15 protein-coding genes are annotated in these 16,930 nt (G+C 63.6%); 5 read left to right on the top strand and 10 right to left on the bottom strand.

The genetic code is table 11. The features are described 5' to 3' along the window. Window positions 1-55: 55 nt before the first annotated feature. Window positions 56-3,169, top strand: coding sequence for an efflux RND transporter permease subunit (locus SS05631_RS21760; protein ID WP_037419180.1), 3,114 nt, complete (start codon window positions 56-58; stop codon window positions 3,167-3,169). On the opposite strand, the gene uxuA is transcribed toward SS05631_RS21760, so the two are convergent. The 6 genes from uxuA to SS05631_RS21730 form a co-directional block, all read right to left on the bottom strand. Beyond that, complete coding sequence (gene uxuA, locus SS05631_RS21755; protein ID WP_037419177.1) at window positions 3,170-4,366, bottom strand: mannonate dehydratase; 1,197 nt, start codon at window positions 4,364-4,366, stop codon at window positions 3,170-3,172. It abuts the gene before it with no gap. A 46-nt stretch (window positions 4,367-4,412) separates the two neighbouring features. After that, window positions 4,413-5,474, bottom strand: coding sequence for an L-idonate 5-dehydrogenase (locus SS05631_RS21750; RefSeq protein ID WP_162109110.1), 1,062 nt, complete (start codon window positions 5,472-5,474; stop codon window positions 4,413-4,415). Next, on the bottom strand, window positions 5,471-6,877 hold the full coding sequence (locus SS05631_RS21745) for a TRAP transporter large permease (protein WP_037419171.1): 1,407 nt from the start codon (window positions 6,875-6,877) through the stop codon (window positions 5,471-5,473). The genes SS05631_RS21750 and SS05631_RS21745 overlap by 4 nt, the downstream gene beginning before the upstream one ends. A gap of 3 nt (window positions 6,878-6,880) precedes the next feature. Beyond that, window positions 6,881-7,453 (bottom strand): TRAP transporter small permease, encoded by a 573-nt coding sequence (locus tag SS05631_RS21740; protein ID WP_037419220.1) that lies wholly within the window; start codon window positions 7,451-7,453, stop codon window positions 6,881-6,883. 65 nt (window positions 7,454-7,518) lie between these two features. Next, window positions 7,519-8,493: a sialic acid TRAP transporter substrate-binding protein SiaP gene (locus tag SS05631_RS21735; RefSeq protein ID WP_037419168.1), complete on the bottom strand. Its 975-nt coding sequence runs from the start codon at window positions 8,491-8,493 to the stop codon at window positions 7,519-7,521. Window positions 8,494-8,529: 36 nt separating this feature from the next. Next, window positions 8,530-9,276, bottom strand: a complete 747-nt coding sequence (locus SS05631_RS21730) for a FadR/GntR family transcriptional regulator (protein WP_244412163.1) — start codon at window positions 9,274-9,276, stop codon at window positions 8,530-8,532. Window positions 9,277-9,553: 277 nt separating this feature from the next. Between SS05631_RS21730 and SS05631_RS21725 the strand changes: the two genes are divergently transcribed. The 4 genes from SS05631_RS21725 (at window position 9,554) to SS05631_RS21710 (ending at window position 12,387) form a co-directional block, all read left to right on the top strand. After that, the gene (locus tag SS05631_RS21725; protein ID WP_037419165.1) at window positions 9,554-9,964 is read left to right on the top strand and encodes a hypothetical protein; all 411 of its coding nucleotides are present in this window, start codon (window positions 9,554-9,556) and stop codon (window positions 9,962-9,964) included. A 147-nt stretch (window positions 9,965-10,111) separates the two neighbouring features. Next, complete coding sequence (locus tag SS05631_RS21720; RefSeq protein WP_037419160.1) at window positions 10,112-10,594, top strand: VOC family protein; 483 nt, start codon at window positions 10,112-10,114, stop codon at window positions 10,592-10,594. Between the two features lie 184 nt (window positions 10,595-10,778). Next, window positions 10,779-11,696 carry an aldo/keto reductase gene (locus tag SS05631_RS21715; RefSeq protein WP_037419157.1) on the top strand — a complete coding sequence of 306 codons (918 nt, stop codon included), beginning with the start codon at window positions 10,779-10,781 and terminating at the stop codon, window positions 11,694-11,696. A 34-nt stretch (window positions 11,697-11,730) separates the two neighbouring features. Next, window positions 11,731-12,387, top strand: a complete 657-nt coding sequence (locus tag SS05631_RS21710) for a DUF6064 family protein (RefSeq protein WP_037419154.1) — start codon at window positions 11,731-11,733, stop codon at window positions 12,385-12,387. Window positions 12,388-12,399: 12 nt separating this feature from the next. On the opposite strand, the gene SS05631_RS21705 is transcribed toward SS05631_RS21710, so the two are convergent. From SS05631_RS21705 to ugpC, 4 genes are all read right to left on the bottom strand, one after another. Further along, entirely contained in the window at window positions 12,400-13,299 is a 900-nt protein-coding gene (locus tag SS05631_RS21705) for a carbohydrate ABC transporter permease (RefSeq protein WP_037419151.1), read from the bottom strand. Between the two features lie 10 nt (window positions 13,300-13,309). Continuing rightward, window positions 13,310-14,242: a sugar ABC transporter permease gene (locus tag SS05631_RS21700; RefSeq protein WP_037419148.1), complete on the bottom strand. Its 933-nt coding sequence runs from the start codon at window positions 14,240-14,242 to the stop codon at window positions 13,310-13,312. Window positions 14,243-14,340: 98 nt separating this feature from the next. Then, window positions 14,341-15,657: an ABC transporter substrate-binding protein gene (locus tag SS05631_RS21695; protein WP_037419216.1), complete on the bottom strand. Its 1,317-nt coding sequence runs from the start codon at window positions 15,655-15,657 to the stop codon at window positions 14,341-14,343. A gap of 148 nt (window positions 15,658-15,805) precedes the next feature. Continuing rightward, window positions 15,806-16,873 (bottom strand): sn-glycerol-3-phosphate ABC transporter ATP-binding protein UgpC, encoded by a 1,068-nt coding sequence (ugpC, locus tag SS05631_RS21690; RefSeq protein WP_037419146.1) that lies wholly within the window; start codon window positions 16,871-16,873, stop codon window positions 15,806-15,808. Window positions 16,874-16,930: the final 57 nt, after the last annotated feature.

Below are 16,930 nucleotides of genomic sequence, written 5' to 3'. Positions count from 1 at the left end.
CAGGTGATCCCAGCTGTCTGCAAATGCTCCAGCCGGCAAGTCATGGAAAAGGGTCATGTCGATTTGCGAATTCTGCATCCGCCGTCCCGTCGCAACGCTGCTGATGTCGCTGGCGCTCGTCTTTGCCGGTCTCTTCGCCTATGCGGCGCTGCCCGTTGCGGCCCTGCCGCGGACCGACTTTCCGGTCATCAACGTCTCCGCGTCGCTGCCGGGCGCCTCGCCCGAGACGATGGCGACCTCGGTCGCAACCCCGCTCATCAAGCAATTCAACACCATCGCGGGGATCGACAGCGTATCGACGAACAATTCCCTCGGTGCGACCTCGATCTCCATCCAGTTCGCGCTCGACCGCGATATCGATGCAGCGGCGGCCGACGTCCAGGCGGCGATTACCCGTACGCTGCGGACGCTGCCGCAGGACATGCCCTCGCCGCCGAGCTTCCGCAAGGTCAATCCGGCCGACGCGCCGGTGCTGCTCCTTGCCCTGAAGAGCGATACGGTGCCGCTCACAAAGCTCGATGCCTTTGCCCAGCAGGTGATCTCGCCGTCGCTTTCGACTCTCGGGGGCGTGGCGGAAGTCTCGATCTTCGGCAGCCAGCAGTTCGCGGTACGCATCGAAATCGACCCAAACGCGCTTGCCGCGCGCGGCATTTCGCTCGCCGAGCTGCAGGCCGCCATCGCCGCGGCGAACGACAATTCGCCGCTCGGGACGGTGCAATCGACCGGGCGGCAGATGACGATCGTTGCCGACACGCAATTGCAGAATGCAGCCGGATTTTCCAAGCTGATCGTCAAGACGGCCGACGGCAAGGCGGTTCGGCTCGGGGACGTTACCAAGGTCATCGACTCCGTCGCCAACACCCAGACCGCAAGCTGGCATGACGGCTCGCGAGCGATCATCCTCGCCGTTCAGCGCCAGCCCGATGCCAATACGGTGGCCGTCGTCGACAAGGTCAAGGCGATGCTGCCGACGTTCCGCCAGTCCCTGCCGGCGGGAGCGTCTCTGGAGACGCTCAACGACCGCTCCGTCTCTGTCCGGGGTGCCGTCTACGACGTCGAATTCACACTGGGCCTGACGATCGGGCTGGTGATCCTGGTGATCTTCATCTTCGTGCGCCGCCTGTGGGCGACGCTCATTCCGGCGCTGGCCGTGCCGATCTCGATCATCGCCACATTCGCGGTAATGTATGCGCTGGGATTCTCGATCGACAACATTTCCCTGATGGCGCTGACGCTCTCGGTTGGCCTCGTCGTCGACGATGCCATCGTCATGCTGGAGAACATCGTCCGGCATATGGAGGAGACGGGACAGAACGCCGTTGAGGCGGCGATCGCCGCCTCAACGGAGATCGGTTTCACCATTATCGCGATCTCGCTCTCTCTGGTAGCGGTCTTCATTCCGGTCCTCTTGATGGGCGGCGTGATCGGCAAGATCTTCAACGAGTTCGCCATCGTCGTCACCATTTCGATCCTCGCCTCCGCATTCGTCTCCTTGACGCTGACGCCGATGCTGGCGGCGCGCCTCCCCGAAAAGTCCGCCGATCCGGACGACAGGCACGGGGTCGGCGCGCTGCTCGAGCGCGGATTCGATGCGCTGCTTCGCGGCTATGAGCGGCTGCTCACCCTGTGCCTCCGTGCGAAGTTCGCCGTCCTCCTCCTGTTCTTGGCGAGCATCGGCGTGACGGTCTATCAGGTCAGTGCCACACCGAAGGGCTTCTTCCCGCAGGAGGACATCGGCGAGCTTCAGGTGACGACGCAGGCACGGACGGATATTTCCTTCGCCGCCATGTCGGCGCTGCAGGCCAAGGTCGAAGACATCTTCGCGCGCTCGCCCTATGTCGCGCATGTGGCAAGCTCGATCGGCTCGGGCGGGGCAGGCTCCTTGGCCTTGAACTCCGGCAGGCTCTTCGTCGAATTGAAGCCGAAGACCGAACGACCGGCGCTGCCCGAGGTGCTTGCAAAATTGCGTCCGGCACTCGCCAACCTCGCTGGCATCAGGGCCTACATCTCGCCGGTGCAGAACCTCTCCGTCGGTGCGCGCAGCTCCGCCAGCCAGTACCAGCTCGTCGTCCAGGGTCTCGACCAGGCGGCTATGAACCAGTGGGCGGACAAGCTGACGGGGGCGATGCGGGACGACCGGGCCTTCTTCACTGATGTCAGCACCGACCTCGAGAACAATGCCCCGGAGGCACGCCTCGTCGTCGACCGCGACAAGGCCGCGGCACTCGGCATTTCGACGGACGTGCTGCGCTCGACGCTCTATGGCGGCTTCGGCTCGGAACAGATCTCGACCATCTACACCTCCGGCGACAGCTACGAGGTGATCATGGAAGTCGATCCGGCAAAAAGCTGGTCCGCCGCCTCGCTTGCCGAACTGCAGGTGCCGGCCGCAAACAACAGGCTGGTGCCGCTCGGTGCCTTTGCCCGGGTCGACACGGTTCCTGGGCCGCTGACGGTCAACCAGCTCGGGCAGTTGCCGGCCGTGACGATCTCCTACAACCTGCCGACCGGCGTGGCTCTCGGCAACAGCGTCGAAGAGATCGGCCGCCTGAAGGCCGAGATCGGCATGCCGGCCGACGTCACGACCCGTTTCTACGGCACCGCCCAACTATTCCAGGATGCCGTGTCCAACCAAGCCTGGCTGATCCTCGGCGCGATCCTGACGATCTATATCGTGCTCGGAATTCTCTATGAGAGCGTCATCCACCCGCTGACGATCCTCTCCGGCCTGCCATCGGCGGCCTCCGGCGCGCTTGTCGCGATCAGCCTCGGCGGCTTCGACCTGTCGATCATCGCGGTCATCGGGCTGCTGATGCTGATTGGCATCGTCAAGAAGAATGCGATCATGATGATCGACGTGGCGCTCTCGCTGCAGCGCGACGGACTGCCGGCCGAAGAGGCGATCCACCGGGCGTGCCTGATGCGGTTCCGCCCGATCCTGATGACGTCGTTGGCCGCGCTCATGGGCACGCTGCCGATCGCGCTCGGCAGCGGCGCCAGCGCCGAATTGCGCCAGCCGCTCGGCGTTGCCGTCGTCGGCGGCCTGCTCGTCTCGCAGCCGCTGACGCTGTTCGTGACGCCGGTGATCTACCTCTACATGGAGGCTCTTGCCGCAGGTATCAAACGGCTGTTCGCCAGGCAGCCGCCGACCCAGACTGCCATTCCCTGATCATGACAGCCCATAGGTGGCGTGCGACAGGGCCCGTTCGATGCCGCGCAGTTCCGCGAGCCCCTTCAGCCGGCCGATCGCCGGGTAGCCCGGCTGGGCGCCGCGGGTGATGTCGTCGAGAATCTCCTGGCCGTGATCCGGCCGCATCGGGATCTGGTGATCCGCCCGTCCGGCGGCGCGACGGCGTTTCTCCTCGGTGAGCAGTTCGGCGATCACCGCCACCATGTCGGTGTGGCCTTCCAGATGCTCGTCCTCGTAGAAGGAGCACGGCGTCCGCTCCTCCTCCCGGCGAACATTGCGGAGATGAATGAAATGGATGCGCGGAGCGAACTGGCTCACCATCGCCGGCAAGTCGTTGGCGGCGCGAGCCCCGAGCGAGCCGGTGCAGAAGGTGACACCGTTCGCCGGGCTGTCAACCTCCTTGAGCATGAAGGCATAGTCCTCGGCGGTCGAGAGAATGCGCGGCAGGCCGAGCAGCGGCCACGGCGGATCGTCCGGATGGGCGCAGATATTGATGCCGACCCGCTCGGCGACCGGCGTCACTTCGGCAAGGAATTCGACGAGGTGGCGCTGCAGTTTGTCGCGGCCGATACCGGCATAGGTCTGCAAGTGCTCGCGAAGCTGAGGCAGGCTGTAGCCGTCGGCTGAGCCCGGAAGCCCCGCGCCGATGTTGCGGGAGAGGCCAAGCCGGCGCTCCTCGGTCATCGCGCGAAAGCGCCGTTCCGCCGCCTCGCGCGTCTCCGCGTCGTAGTCTTCGGCAGCCCCCGGCCGCTGTAGCAGATAGAGGTCGAAGGCAACGAAGTCGATCCGGTCAAAGCGCATGGCCTTGGCGCCGTGACGGGCGGTCCAGCGCAGATCGGTGCGCGTCCAATCGAGCACCGGCATGAAATTGTAGCAGACGGTCCGGATGCCTGCCGCCGAAAGGCGGCGCAGTGTCTCCTGCCAGTTGGCGAGATGATCGCGCCAGGGCCCCGTCTGCGTCTTGATGCTTTCGGATACCGGAACGCTCTCCACCACCTCCCATTCGAGGCCGCCGTTGCGAACCTCCTGCTGGCGCTTCTCGATCTCGCCCACCGGCCAGACATCCCCGGTCGGGATGTGATGCAGCGCGGTGACAATCCCTTGCGCGCCGGCCTGCGCCGCGTCCTGGACGCTCACCCGGTCCACCGGCCCGAACCAACGCCATGTATGTCGCATTTCCAACTCCTTCCGAGCGGTCTTCCGCCCGCTTCCCGTATTCAATTCAGACCATGAATGTCAGCTGCACCTTGCAGGCGGACGATCGGTCGCCGGCCTGTTCGAAGGCCTGCACCGCCTGATCGACCGGAAAGGCATGCGAGATGATTGGCCGAACATCGATCCTGCGCTCGGCGATGAGCGCGACGGCCCGGGCGAATTCATCGTCGAACCGCTGCGACCCGAACCACCGCAGCTCCTTGCCGACCAGCGCGTTGAGCGGCAGGGTGATGTCGCCGGTCACCCCGACCTGCACGATCAGCCCACGCGGCCTGACCGCAGCGATCGCGCCGCGCAGCGCCGGCTCGGCGGCCGAGCACTCGAAGACGACGTCGAACTGGCCCTTGTCGGTCTCGTACTCGGCCAGACCCGCCCGATCGCGACGAATGTTGACAACCCGCGTCGCGCCCATAGCTTCGGCCCGCGCGAGTGCCGGATCGGCGAGGTCGGTGACCACGATCGTTTCCGCCCCCGAATGACGGGCGGCCGCGGCGACAAGCGCACCGATCGGCCCGGCCCCGGTGACGAGCACCTGCTTGCCGGTGAGATCTCCGGCCTGCCCCACCGCGTGCAGGGAGACCGCCAGCGGCTCGGCACAGGCGGCTTCGCCGGGGCTGACTAGCCTGCCGGCCGGAAAACACTGGCCGGCAGGGACAATGAGCCAGTCGCGAAACATGCCCTGCGCGTGAGGCAAGCGCATGGCGCTGCCCATGAAATGCATATTCAGGCAATGGATCGCGAGTCCTTCGCGGCAGAAGCGGCAGGTGCCGCATGGCTTACTCGGGTTCACCGCCACCAGTTCGCCGACTGCAAGTCCTGAGATCCCTGCACCGCGCGCCGCGACATGGCCCGACGCCTCGTGCCCGGGAATGATCGGCTCCTGCACCCGGACGGGGCCGAAGCCGCCGTCCTGATAGTAGTGAAGGTCAGAACCGCAAATACCGCCGGCCGCCATCTTCAGGAGGACCTCGCCTTCGCCGGGCTCGGCAACCTCCGCCGTCTCCACCCGAATATCGCGCCGGCCATAAAGCCGGGCGGCTCGCGCATGGCGCACTCCTCCCGCCATCATCGGCTCAGTCCGACCGCGCCCGGCAGCCATAGCGTAACCGCCGGGACGAAGGTGATCAGGATGAGCGCGATGAAGAGCGGCAGGAGCCAGGGCAAGATCGCCATTGTCGTCCGCTCGACCGAGAGCTTGGCCACCCGAGAGAGCACGAAGAGCACCATGCCGAGCGGCGGGTGAAGAAGGCCGATCATCAGGTTGAGGGTCATGATGAGGCCGAAATGCACCGGATCAATGCCAAATTGCGCCGTCAACGGCAAGAGGATCGGCACCAGGATGGTGATCGCCGCGATCGTATCCAGGAAGCAGCCGACGAACAGCATCAGGAGGTTCACGAGGATCAGGAACACCCACTTGTTGTCGGTGATCGTCAGGATCGCGCCCGAGAGCAGTTGGGCCGCCTGGCTGACCGTCAGGAGCCAGGCGAAGATCGAAGCCGCCGTGACGATGAACAGCACCGAAGCGGTCGTCTCGATAGTATCGAATGTCGCCCGCGCCAGCGTCGACATCGTCATCGTCCGGTAGCGGACCAGGCCCAGGAACAGCGACCAGAGGACAGCGGCGACCGCCGCTTCCGTGGGGGTGAACCAGCCCATCGTCATGCCGCCGATCAGGATCACCGGCGTCATCAGCGCCATGACTGCCGAGAAATCGAAATACCAGTCGAGCGCCAGAAGCACGAGAAGCGCCAGGCCGACGGCGACGTTCATCGACAAGCCCGCCGACATCAGGAGATAGATGACGATCGGCACCGAAAGCACGACGAGCACTTCGACCGAAGCAGAAAGCAGCCGTCTGATCTCGAAGGGCGTGTCCGATCCCCAGCCGCGCCGATAGGCGAAAACCGCGACCGTCAGCATCATCAGCACCGTCATCACCACGCCCGGCACGATGCCGGCCATGAACAGAGCGCCGATCGAGACATTGGCCATCATGCCGTAGATGACGAAGGGGAGCGACGGCGGGAAAATGGGCCCGAGCGTCGCCGATGCGGCGGTAACACCGACGGCGGTTTCCACCGGATAGCCGTGATCCTTCATCGCCTTGATCTCGATCGTGCCGATGCCGGCGGCATCGGCGAGCGCCGTGCCGGACATGCCCGAAAAGATCACCGAGCCGATGATGTTGACCTGCGCCAGCCCGCCCTTCATCCAGCCCACGAGCGCGACGGCGAAGGAATAGATGCGGCCGGTGACGCCGGCGGAATTCATCAGGTTGCCGGCAAGGATGAAGAACGGCACCGCCAAGAGGGGAAAGCTCTCGACGCCGGCGATCATGCGCTGCGCTGCGATGATGTCGGGCGCGACGTTGTAGAAGACAAGATAGAGGACCGACGCCACGGCCATCGAGATGGCAACCGGGACGCCGACCACCATCAAGACCAGAAACGAACCGACGAGCAGGAGCATGGATCAGTCCTCGACCTTCTGGAATTCCTCGGGCTTCTCGAGAACCGAATAGCCGCGGCGTTGATTGGCGATGAACACCTGAACCGAGCGGACGAACATCATCACGAAGCCGGCCATGACGCTGTAGAAGACGATGTTGCGCGGCAGATCGACGGTCACCATGCGCTCATGGGCGACGATCGCCACATAGCGCCACATCAGCCAGCAGGCATAGGCAAAGAAACCGATGCGCACCAGATCGACGAAGATCGCCATCGCCCGCGCCAGCGGCCGCGGGAAATAATGGTAGAGCACGTCGACCTGGATGTGGCGGGAGACGCGCACGCACATGACGGAGCCGAGAAACACCACGGCGATCAGGCAGTTTGTGGCGATCTCCTCCGTCCAGGCATAGGAATCGTTGAGGACGTAGCGCGTGAAAAACTGCAGGAACACGCATCCCGTCATTACCCAGAAGACGGCGAGCGTCACCCAGTCCTCGAAGGCATAGCTGGAAATATCCGCGGCGGGCGGAGCCTCGTCGAAGGAATGGGCGATTTCCTCCGGGGTCACTTGCAGATGGACTTCCTGTGACATGGCGATCATCCGACGTTTAAGAAACGGAATGTCGGCCCGCCATGCAGCGAGCCGACAAAGGCGGTTCACTTGACGGCGCGGATGGCCTCCCAGTCCTCCTTCTTGTAGCCGAAGTCCTCAAGCGCGACCTTTTCCATGACGGTCGACTCGAAATCGGCCTTGTCGACTTCGGCCACGTCGAGACCACGCTCCTTGAAGGTCGAGACGAGCGCCTTCTCACGCTCCTCGATGATCTTGGTGGCGCGCTCCGCAGCCTCCTGCATCACCTCGGTGAAAATCTGCTTGTCGGCATCGGAGAGCTGCGACCACAGGTTCTTCGAAACAACTGTGTTCAGATGATCGACGATATGGCCGGTCAGCACGATATGCTTCTGCACTTCGAAGAACTTCTTCGCTTCGATGGTCGTCAGCGGGTTCTCCTGGGCCTCGACCGTGCCATTCTGCAGAGCGAGATAGACCTCGGCGAAGGCGATCGGTGTCGTGTTGGCGCCGCAGGCGCGCGGCATGGCGAGATAAGCCGGGACGTCGGGGACGCGCATCTTCAACCCCTGCATGTCGGCGCATTTGGCGATCGGCTTGTTCGACGTGGTGTGGCGCGTACCGTAATAGGTGACGGCGGTGATGTGGTTGCCGGAGGCTTCCTCATAGCCCGCCGCCAGGCGCTTGAAGACGTCGCTTTTGGTATAGGCGATCAGATGGGCGGCGTCGCGGAACGTGTAGGGGAAATAGGTGACGCCGATCGGCGCATATTCGCGCGCCGCGAAGCTCGAGCCGGAAATTATGATATCGACCGTGCCGAGTTTCAGACCCTGGTTGATATCCGCTTCCTTGCCGAGTTGCGAGGCCGGGAAGACGTCGATCTTGTAGCGTCCCTCGCTGCGCTTGCCGATCTCCTCGGCGGCCCAAACTGATTCCGTGTGGAACGGCTCCGAGGTCTCGTAGACATGCGCCCATTTGAGCGCCGTCTGGGCCTGCGCTCCCAAGGCCGAACCCAGGATGGCCGCGGTTGCGCCGAGTAGCGTTAACAGTCTGACTTTCATCTTCTTACTCCTCCCAAAGTGAAGTCACTGCCTGCTTTACTGTCCTTCGGCACGCCTCCAGGCGGCCGGTAACGTGCTGTCGGACTGCTCCTCGACGAAGCTTGCCGACAGGCGAAGCTGAGATTGATCGAGATGGGCGCGCATCGCGGCCCGTGCGGCGGCCGGATCGCCAGCGGCGATCGCATCGCGAATGACCCGATGCTCCTCCATCGCCGCCCGCCAGGTGTCGGTGTTTTCGAAATAGCTGGCGAGCTTCTCGAAATAGGGCGTCATGCGCATGTCGTGGATACTGCCGACAAAGCGGTTGAGCGTCTGGTTGGCGATGATGCTCGAGACGATCACATGGAACTCGCGATCGATCGCCAGCGCCTCACGCCGGTCCTCGAGCGCGGCGGCCATGCGCGCCAGATTGTCGTCGAGGATTTCTATATGTTCGGGCCGGGCCAGCCGCGCCGCCTCCTCGGCGATCGCGCATTCGACGACCGCCCGGGCCCTCAGCAATTCGAATGGTCCTTCGAAATCTTCAGGCGGCACATCGGCCGCCGGCGCCTTGCGCGCCGTGACGTAGATGCCGGACCCCATGCGGATATCGATGAATCCTTCGACCTCGAGCACGATCAGGGCTTCGCGCACCGTCGGGCGCGAGACGCCCAGCTTCTGCGCGAGCTCCCGCTCGGCCGGAAGCCGCGAGCCCGGGGCCAATTCGCCCCGCTCGATCAGTCCTCGCATCTGGTCCGCCACCTGCCTGTACAGGCGGCGCGATTCCACGGCAGAGAACATCATATCCTCGCGCTGCAGGCCACGCGAGCGCTCGCGGCTGGTGGCCAAGTGGTCATACCAATTCGCGTAGAATACGCAACGCCTTTCCGATGTCAACTGCTGTTCGAATTACCCGGCGCTGCGCCCAGGCCGGGCAGCCGCGATTGACCGTTTGCACGTCAAGCCGGCAATAGCCGGCCTCCGCTGCATGCCTGTCGCCTGCCGATCCAAGGAACTCCAACGGCCCGCCGCCGTTTCCTCTGGGGACCACTTGACGGTCCGGATATGGAGGATCAGCAAAATGGCACAAGAAAAACCAATCGGTTCGGCTGTCCCGCGCGGCGTCGTCGATACTAAGTCCGGCACGGTTGGCGTTCCGAACCAAAAGAGCATGGAGGAGGAAGTCCGCTGGCTTCGTGAGCAGGTCAACGCATTGAAAGACACCCTCACCGATCTCGGCATTCCCTCGGGTCGGGCCGTGGCCAATACCGTCAGGGACACCGGCCGCAGGGCCGGAGAGATGGCGAGGGAGCATCCGGCCTGGACCGCCATTGCGCTCGTCGGCCTCGTCGGCCTGATCCTGGCAAGTACCAGCCGCCCATCCTGGTCCATGCGGCGCACTTCACGCGTAGAGGACGTCATTTCCGACATCGAGGATCGCCTGAGCGAATTGAAGGAGCGCTATTGGTCGAGCGGCTGGCGGCCCTGGTAGCAGGGCTCTCCACGCCCATTGACCGCGGAACCGGAGCTTGCCGGCGGAGGCAACGGGCGATCAGACGAAGATTCTTGCGCTCAGTCTGTCGGCTTCCGGCAAACCGGAACGTCCTTCGGCAATCGAACATCTCGAGGAGCTTATTCGATGGCCAAGATCGTCTCACATCTCTGGTTTGCCAAGGAAGCCCGCGACGCCGTCGACTTTTACGTTTCGACAATCCCGAACTCCACCATTTCGGGCGAGACGGCCGTGCCGGCGGAGACCCCGAGCGGCCCTCCCGGCAGCGTCAAGGTGATCGAGTTCACGCTGGAGGACCAGAATTTCATCGCACTCGAAGCCGGGCCGCTCGATCCCTTCAACCACGCCTTCTCGATCCTGCTCGAGTGCGACAGCCAGGATGAAATCGACCGCATCTGGGACGCTTTTCTCGCCAATGGCGGCGAAGCCGAACAATGCGGCTGGCTGAAGGACCGATGGGGCCTTTCCTGGCAGATCGCACCGCGCGTCCTGGGAGAGATGATGTCCAGTCCCGACCGCGACCGGGCCAAACGCGCAACCGAGGCCATGCTCGGCATGGTGAAGCTCGACATCGCCGCGCTCGAACGCGCCTTCAGCGGAAGCGCCTGAGCGTCGGCTCTCTGCACCGATCACGACTTCGTGGCTTCAGCGCCGTGGCAAGCGGGTTCATTATGCGCCCGATGCTACAGCGCCGCGTCTTATCAGCGCACCTTGAATGGCTGCATGCTTTTGTCCTCAAATCGGCTACGATCTAGGGAAGCATGCAGGAGTAGGCTTTGCGAAGGGGCGACCGATGAAGATTACTCGGCGCGCGACCATTCAGGGGCTTGGCATCGGCGCATTGCTGCCGTTCGCGCCGCGACTGGCGGTTGGCCAGCCGGCCGGCATTCTCACGAGGCCGATTCCGTCAAGCGGAGAACCGATCCCGGTGGTCGGTCTCGGCACCTGGATCACCTTCAATGTCGGCGACGACCCGGTGCTCATGGAGGAATGCGCCGCGGTGATGGCCGCCTTCTTCGAGGGCGGCGGCCGCATGATCGATTCCTCGCCGATGTACAGTTCCTCGCAGCCGACGATCGGTTACGGTCTCCGTAAGCTCGGCCATCCGGAGCGCCTGTTTTCCGCCGAGAAGGTCTGGATATCGGATGCGGGACAGGGAAACGCGCAGATCGCGGTGTCGCGCGCCTATTGGGGCGTCGACAAGTTTGACCTCATGCAGGTGCACAATCTCGTCTCCTGGGAAGACCACCTGCCGGCTCTCCTTGAAATGAAGGCGGCAGGGCAGTTGCGCTATGTCGGCATCACGACATCGGAAGGGCGCAGACACCGCGAGATCGAGAAGGTCATGGCGAGCCAGCCAATCGACTTCGTCCAGGCGACCTACAATATCCTCGATCGCGAGCTCGAGCAGCGCATCCTGCCTCTTGCCCGGGAAAAAGGCCTCGCCGTCATTGCCAACCGGCCGTTCCGGGAGGGTAATTTGATCCGCCAGATCGAGGACGAGCCGCTGCCGGAATGGCTCGCAGAGACGGGCGCACGCAACTGGGCGCAGTTCCTCTTGAAATTCATCATCTCCCATCCGGCGGTCACCTGCGTCATCCCGGCGACCACCCGGGTCGATCACGTGCGGGAAAACCTCGAGGCCGCAGGCGGCGTCCTGCCGGACGAGAAGCTGCGCCGGCGCATGATCGACTATGTGGAAGCGCTGTGAGCGGCCGCTCGGCTCCTGACGGGAAGCGTAGCTGATGTCCGACTGGGGGACCTACACGCTCGCCGACTTCCTGATGTTCTCGCCGCGCGTCTATTTCCGCCTCATCGAACGCTACAATCAGGAATTCTGGCCGCTTCAGCTTGTCTTCATCGCAGGCGCGCTCGCCCTGCTCGTTCCGGCAGCCCTGCAGGCGTCCCGCGCCCGGATTGCGGTTCTCCCGCTCTTCGCCCTGGCATGGGCCTTCTGCGCCTGGCAGTTCCTGTGGACGCGCTATGCCAGCATCAACTGGGCGATGTCCTATGCTGCCGCTGCCTTTTTTCTCCAGTCAGGATTGCTGGTTCTGGCCGCCCTCCTGCCGCGCTCGCCCACCAACTCAGGCGGCCTGCGTCATCACGGCGGCATCGCCCTCGCCGTTTGCGGCCTGCTCGCCTATCCCTTCATCGCCCTTGTCGCAGGCCGTCCGCCCGCCACGGCGGAAACCTTCGGGATGATGCCGGATCCGACGGTTGCAACGACCTTCGGCGCCATGCTGATGGTCGGGCAAAAGAGGCTGTGGCTGCTTCTGCCCATCCCGATCCTGTGGTGTCTCTATAGCGGGCTCACCCTTTGGGCCATGGAGGACCTGGGCGCCCTGGCGCCGTTTGCCGTGGTCCTCGCCATCCTTGTCTTCCTCGTTGCGGGCAAGCGATGATAGGTGAGACCGTCACTCCTTGACCGCGCCGGTCATCGACGAGACGTAATAGTCGACGAAGAACGAATAGAGGATGACCACCGGCAGCGAGCCGAACAGCGCGCCGGCCATCAGCGCGCCCCATTCGAACACGTCGCCGCGCACCAGTTCCGTCAGCACGCCGACCGGCACGGTCTTGTTCTCCGACGATTGGATGAATGTCAGCGCATAGATGAACTCGTTCCAGGACAGCGTGAAGGCGAAGATGCCGGCCGATATCAGGCCCGGCACGGCAAGCGGCAGGATGATCCTGACGAGGATCTGCCAGCGCGTCGCCCCGTCCACCAGCGCGCTTTCCTCGAGCTCGAAGGGGATCGAGCGGAAATAGCCCATCAGCAGCCAGGTGCAGAACGGGATGAGGAAGGTCGGATAGGTGAAGATCAGCGCCAGCTTGGAATCATAGATGCCGAACTTGAAGACGATGAAGGCGAGCGGAATAAACAGGATCGACGGCGGCACCAGATAGGCGAGGAAGATCATCAGCCCGACCGGCCGCGAGCCGGTGAAGCGCACCCGCTCGATCGCATAGGCCGCGAAGATCGACGCCGCCAGCGAAAGGATCGTCGAGCCGACGGCGACCAGCATCGTGTTCCATAGCCAGCCGGGATAGGAGGTCTCGAACAGCAGGTATTTGATGTGGTCGAGCGTCGGGCCAACGACCCAGAAGGGACTGTAATTGTTGTAGTCGGTGAGCTGTGAATTCGGTTTCACCGCCGTGATCGCCATCCAGTAGAACGGGAACAGCAGCACGAAGACGAAGACCGCCATCGGCAGGTAGAGAGTAACGATCCGGCGCGGCAGACGGTTGAGATAGCTCATCCCTTCGGCGGTATCGGTGAGGACCTCGTCCGGTATTCTCGTGGTCGTGTTCATCTTTTCCTCCTCAGTCCTGTCCGCCCTGCTGCCACTTGCGACGCTGCAGGCCGAAGAAGCTGAACATGATGGCGGCGAGCAGGAATGGCACCATGGCGACGGCGATCGCCGCGCCCTCGCCGAGCTGGCCGCCCGGAATGCCACGCTGGAAGGAGAGCGTCGCCATAAGATGGGTGGCGTTCACCGGCCCGCCCTTGGTCAGCACGTAGATGAGCTGGAAATCCGTAAAGGTGAAGAGCACCGAGAAGGTCATCACCACGGCGATGATCGGGGTCAGCATCGGCAGCGTGACGTAGCGGAAGCGCTGCCAGCTGGTGGCGCCATCGAGCGAGGCGGCCTCCTGCAGCGAGGCGGGGATTGTCTGCAGCCCGGCAAGCAGCGAGATCGCCACGAAGGGAATGCCGCGCCAGACATTGGCGGCGATCACCGAGGCGCGCGCATTGGTCGGATCGCCGAGGAAGTTGATCGGCCCGTCGATCAACCCGAGCTGCATCAGCGACCAGGAAATAATCGAGAACTGCGAATCGTAGATCCACCAGAAGGCGAGCGCCGAAAGCACCGTCGGCACCACCCAGGGAAGAAGGACGATGGCGCGGAAGAAGGATTTGAACGGCAGGTTTTCGTTGAGCAGCAGCGCCAGCCACAGGCCGAGCGCGAACTTGAGGATCGACGCCACGAAAGTATAGAGCAGCGTATTGAAGACCGAGAGCCAGAAGACCGAATCCCGTGCCAGGAACGCGTAGTTCTCTAGGCCGATGAAGATGCCATCGCGGCCGATGCGGGTGTCGGTGAAGCCGAGCCAGACGCCGAGCCCCAGCGGATAGGTGAGGAAGCAGATGAGAAAGACGGCGGCCGGCAACATGAACAGCAGGCCGAGCACATTGTTGTTCTGCATCAGCGAAGCCATGGCAGATGGCGCCTTTCCGGACGACGTGATGGACATCGAATTTCTCCGACCAGGAAATGGGTTCAGAAGCAGAGCCGGCGGCCTCGCCGCCGGCGTCATCGGTGGTCGCGGCGGCCGACAGCCGCCACGAGGGATCAGACGCGATAGTAGCGGTTCGCCCGTCGTTCGGCCTCGACAACGGCGTCCTCGGGCGTCATTTGGCCGGTCACTGCGGCTGCGAACATGTCGACCAGGACGTAATCCGCCATAACGCCTGCCGAGGCATAGCCGAGCGGACCGGCATAGCCGTTCGGCCGAAGGGTCTCGGAGGCCTTGGCATAGGGCGCATGGATCGGGTCGGAGGTCCAGACCGGGTTGTTGGCGAAGGCCTTCAGCGGCTGGCAGCAATAGGCACTCGAGCCCTGTATCCAGGCATTCATCTGGTCGGACTCCATCATGAACTTGATATAGGCCTTGGCCGCTTCCGGATATTGGCTGTGGCTGAAGAGCAGGATCGAGCTCGTCTGGTGAAGCTCGACGCTCTGGCCGACCGGGCCGATCGGGAAGTTGGTGGTGCGGATATCCGCCGCCAGGTCGGCGAGCGCCGCGTCCTTCTTGGCAGCATAGTAGAGCGAGACGCCGTTCGCCGTCAGCGATACCTGGCCGGCGAGGAAGGCGCGGTTGTTGTTGATGTCGAGCCAGCTTTCCGTGCCCGGAATGAAGGTCTCGTAGAGCTGCTTGGCGTAGTTGATCGCCGCCAGCGTCTCGGGGCTGTTGATGGTGACCTTGCCGCCTTCGTCGACCATCTTGCCGCCGTGGCTCCAGAGCAGCCAGTGGGCGTAGTTGTTGCCGTCGCCGACCGCCTTACCGTGCGGGAAGCCGGCCGGCGTGCCCTTGGCCTTCATCGCCTTGCAGAGCTCGAGGAAGCCTGCCGTGTCCTTGGGGAATTCACTGAAGCCCGCCGCTTTCATATGACTGTCGCGGTAGCAGACGGCGTTGCCGATCGCCGTCAGCGGCATGGCGATGAACTTGTCGTCACGAGTCGCATAGCCCTTCACGCCGTCGTACCAGCCGCCATATTTGTTGCCGAGGTAATTGGCGAGTTCGGTGACGTCGACGAGCTTGTCCGGATATTGATGCGCATCGTCGAACCAGCACATCACCATGTCCGGGCCGGAGCCGACATTCGCGGCGACGGCCGCCTTCGGGCGAATGTCTTCCCAGCTTTCCTTGTCAATGCGGACCTCGACGCCGGTTGCCTCGGTGAACTTCTTGGTGTTGGCAAGCCAGGCGTCCTCGTCGCCCTTGACGAAGGGCGTCCACCTCAGAAGCCTGAGGCTTGCGCCTTCTTCCGGCTTGTAGCTCGGCTCGGCGGCTTGCGCGAAGGATGGGCGGATCCCGAGCGGCGAAAGCCCCGTTATACCGGCAATCGCCGCGGAACCTGCGAGAAAGTCACGTCTCTTTATCGGCATTTGGTACTCCTCCTTAAAACAGCGGGAGCATTTCTTCCGCCATTCGCCGTCCCGCTTGGCGAATGCGGCGACCCCGATGCCTGGCATTGCCTGGCATCACCCGCGCGGCATCGAGGAAGGCTCCTCCCCTTCCCCGTCCGCTCGGGCATCAGTCGAATAGTCGCCGTCCGGTTTCGGCGTCGAACAGGTGAACATGGGCGCCATCGATCGCCAGGCGGATCGTTTCGCCGGGCTTGGCAGTCACCCGCTCACGAAACACACAGGTCACCTCGTGGCCGCCGAGCCTGGCGATCATCTGAGTTTCGTAACCGGTCGGCTCGATCACCACGACCTCGGCCGGAAGACCGTTCGGGTCGAGCGACATGTATTCGGGCCTAAGGCCATAAACGAGATCGCGGCCGCGGGCGGCCGCAGCAGGCCGGGCGACGGGAAGCGCCGTGCTGTCGGCGGTCATGAAGGCCGTCGGGTCTTCGGAGTGAAGCCGGCCGCGAATCATGTTCATTGCCGGCGAACCGATGAAGCCGGCGACGAAGAGATTGGCCGGATGGTCGTAGAGCTCGAGCGGTGCGCCGATCTGCTCGACGATGCCGTCATGCATGACGACGATCTTGTCGGCCATGGTCATCGCCTCGATCTGGTCATGGGTGACATAGACCGTCGTCGTCTTCAGCCGCTGGTGCAATTCCTTGATCTCGGCGCGCATGGCAACCCGCAGCTTCGCATCGAGGTTCGAGAGCGGTTCGTCGAACAGGAACACCTGCGGGTCGCGGACGATCGCACGGCCCATGGCGACGCGCTGGCGCTGGCCGCCGGAAAGCTGGCGCGGGTAACGGTCGAGCAGTTTCGAGAGGCCGAGGATTTCCGCCGCAACGCCAACACGCTTGTCGATGTCCGCCTTGGGCTTGTTCGCCAGCATCAGAGAGAAAGCCATGTTGTCGGCGACCGTCATATGCGGATAGAGCGCGTAGTTCTGGAACACCATGGCGATGTCGCGATCCTTCGGAGGCAGCCGGTTGACGACCCGGTCGCCGATGCGGATCTCGCCGGCGGTGATGTTCTCGAGGCCCGCCAACATCCGGAGCAAGGTCGATTTTCCGCAGCCGGACGGGCCGACGAGAATGACGAATTCGCCGTCCTCGATCTCGATGTTGACGCCCTTGATGACCGGAAACTGCCCGAAGGATTTCCGGACGTCGACAAAATCCACGCCTGCCATTCACGTTCCTCCCAGAACTCATTCCTGGCTTCGCCACCATCCCTCCTCGTGGACGGG

The organism is Sinorhizobium sp. CCBAU 05631, assembly GCF_002288505.1.
Classification (GTDB): domain Bacteria; phylum Pseudomonadota; class Alphaproteobacteria; order Rhizobiales; family Rhizobiaceae; genus Sinorhizobium; species Sinorhizobium fredii_C.
This window is presented reverse-complemented; position numbering and strand designations above follow the sequence as displayed.

Coding starts and splice junctions, on each gene's coding strand:
- SS05631_RS21760 (WP_037419180.1), top strand. CDS start 56: ATGTCGATTTGCGAATTCTGCATCCGCCGTCCCGTCGCAACGCTGCTG.
- uxuA (WP_037419177.1), bottom strand. CDS start 4,366: ATGCGACATACATGGCGTTGGTTCGGGCCGGTGGACCGGGTGAGCGTC.
- SS05631_RS21750 (WP_162109110.1), bottom strand. CDS start 5,474: ATGATGGCGGGAGGAGTGCGCCATGCGCGAGCCGCCCGGCTTTATGGC.
- SS05631_RS21745 (WP_037419171.1), bottom strand. CDS start 6,877: ATGCTCCTGCTCGTCGGTTCGTTTCTGGTCTTGATGGTGGTCGGCGTC.
- SS05631_RS21740 (WP_037419220.1), bottom strand. CDS start 7,453: ATGTCACAGGAAGTCCATCTGCAAGTGACCCCGGAGGAAATCGCCCAT.
- SS05631_RS21735 (WP_037419168.1), bottom strand. CDS start 8,493: ATGAAAGTCAGACTGTTAACGCTACTCGGCGCAACCGCGGCCATCCTG.
- SS05631_RS21730 (WP_244412163.1), bottom strand. CDS start 9,276: ATGATGTTCTCTGCCGTGGAATCGCGCCGCCTGTACAGGCAGGTGGCG.
- SS05631_RS21725 (WP_037419165.1), top strand. CDS start 9,554: ATGGCACAAGAAAAACCAATCGGTTCGGCTGTCCCGCGCGGCGTCGTC.
- SS05631_RS21720 (WP_037419160.1), top strand. CDS start 10,112: ATGGCCAAGATCGTCTCACATCTCTGGTTTGCCAAGGAAGCCCGCGAC.
- SS05631_RS21715 (WP_037419157.1), top strand. CDS start 10,779: ATGAAGATTACTCGGCGCGCGACCATTCAGGGGCTTGGCATCGGCGCA.
- SS05631_RS21710 (WP_037419154.1), top strand. CDS start 11,731: ATGTCCGACTGGGGGACCTACACGCTCGCCGACTTCCTGATGTTCTCG.
- SS05631_RS21705 (WP_037419151.1), bottom strand. CDS start 13,299: ATGAACACGACCACGAGAATACCGGACGAGGTCCTCACCGATACCGCC.
- SS05631_RS21700 (WP_037419148.1), bottom strand. CDS start 14,242: ATGTCCATCACGTCGTCCGGAAAGGCGCCATCTGCCATGGCTTCGCTG.
- SS05631_RS21695 (WP_037419216.1), bottom strand. CDS start 15,657: ATGCCGATAAAGAGACGTGACTTTCTCGCAGGTTCCGCGGCGATTGCC.
- ugpC (WP_037419146.1), bottom strand. CDS start 16,873: ATGGCAGGCGTGGATTTTGTCGACGTCCGGAAATCCTTCGGGCAGTTT.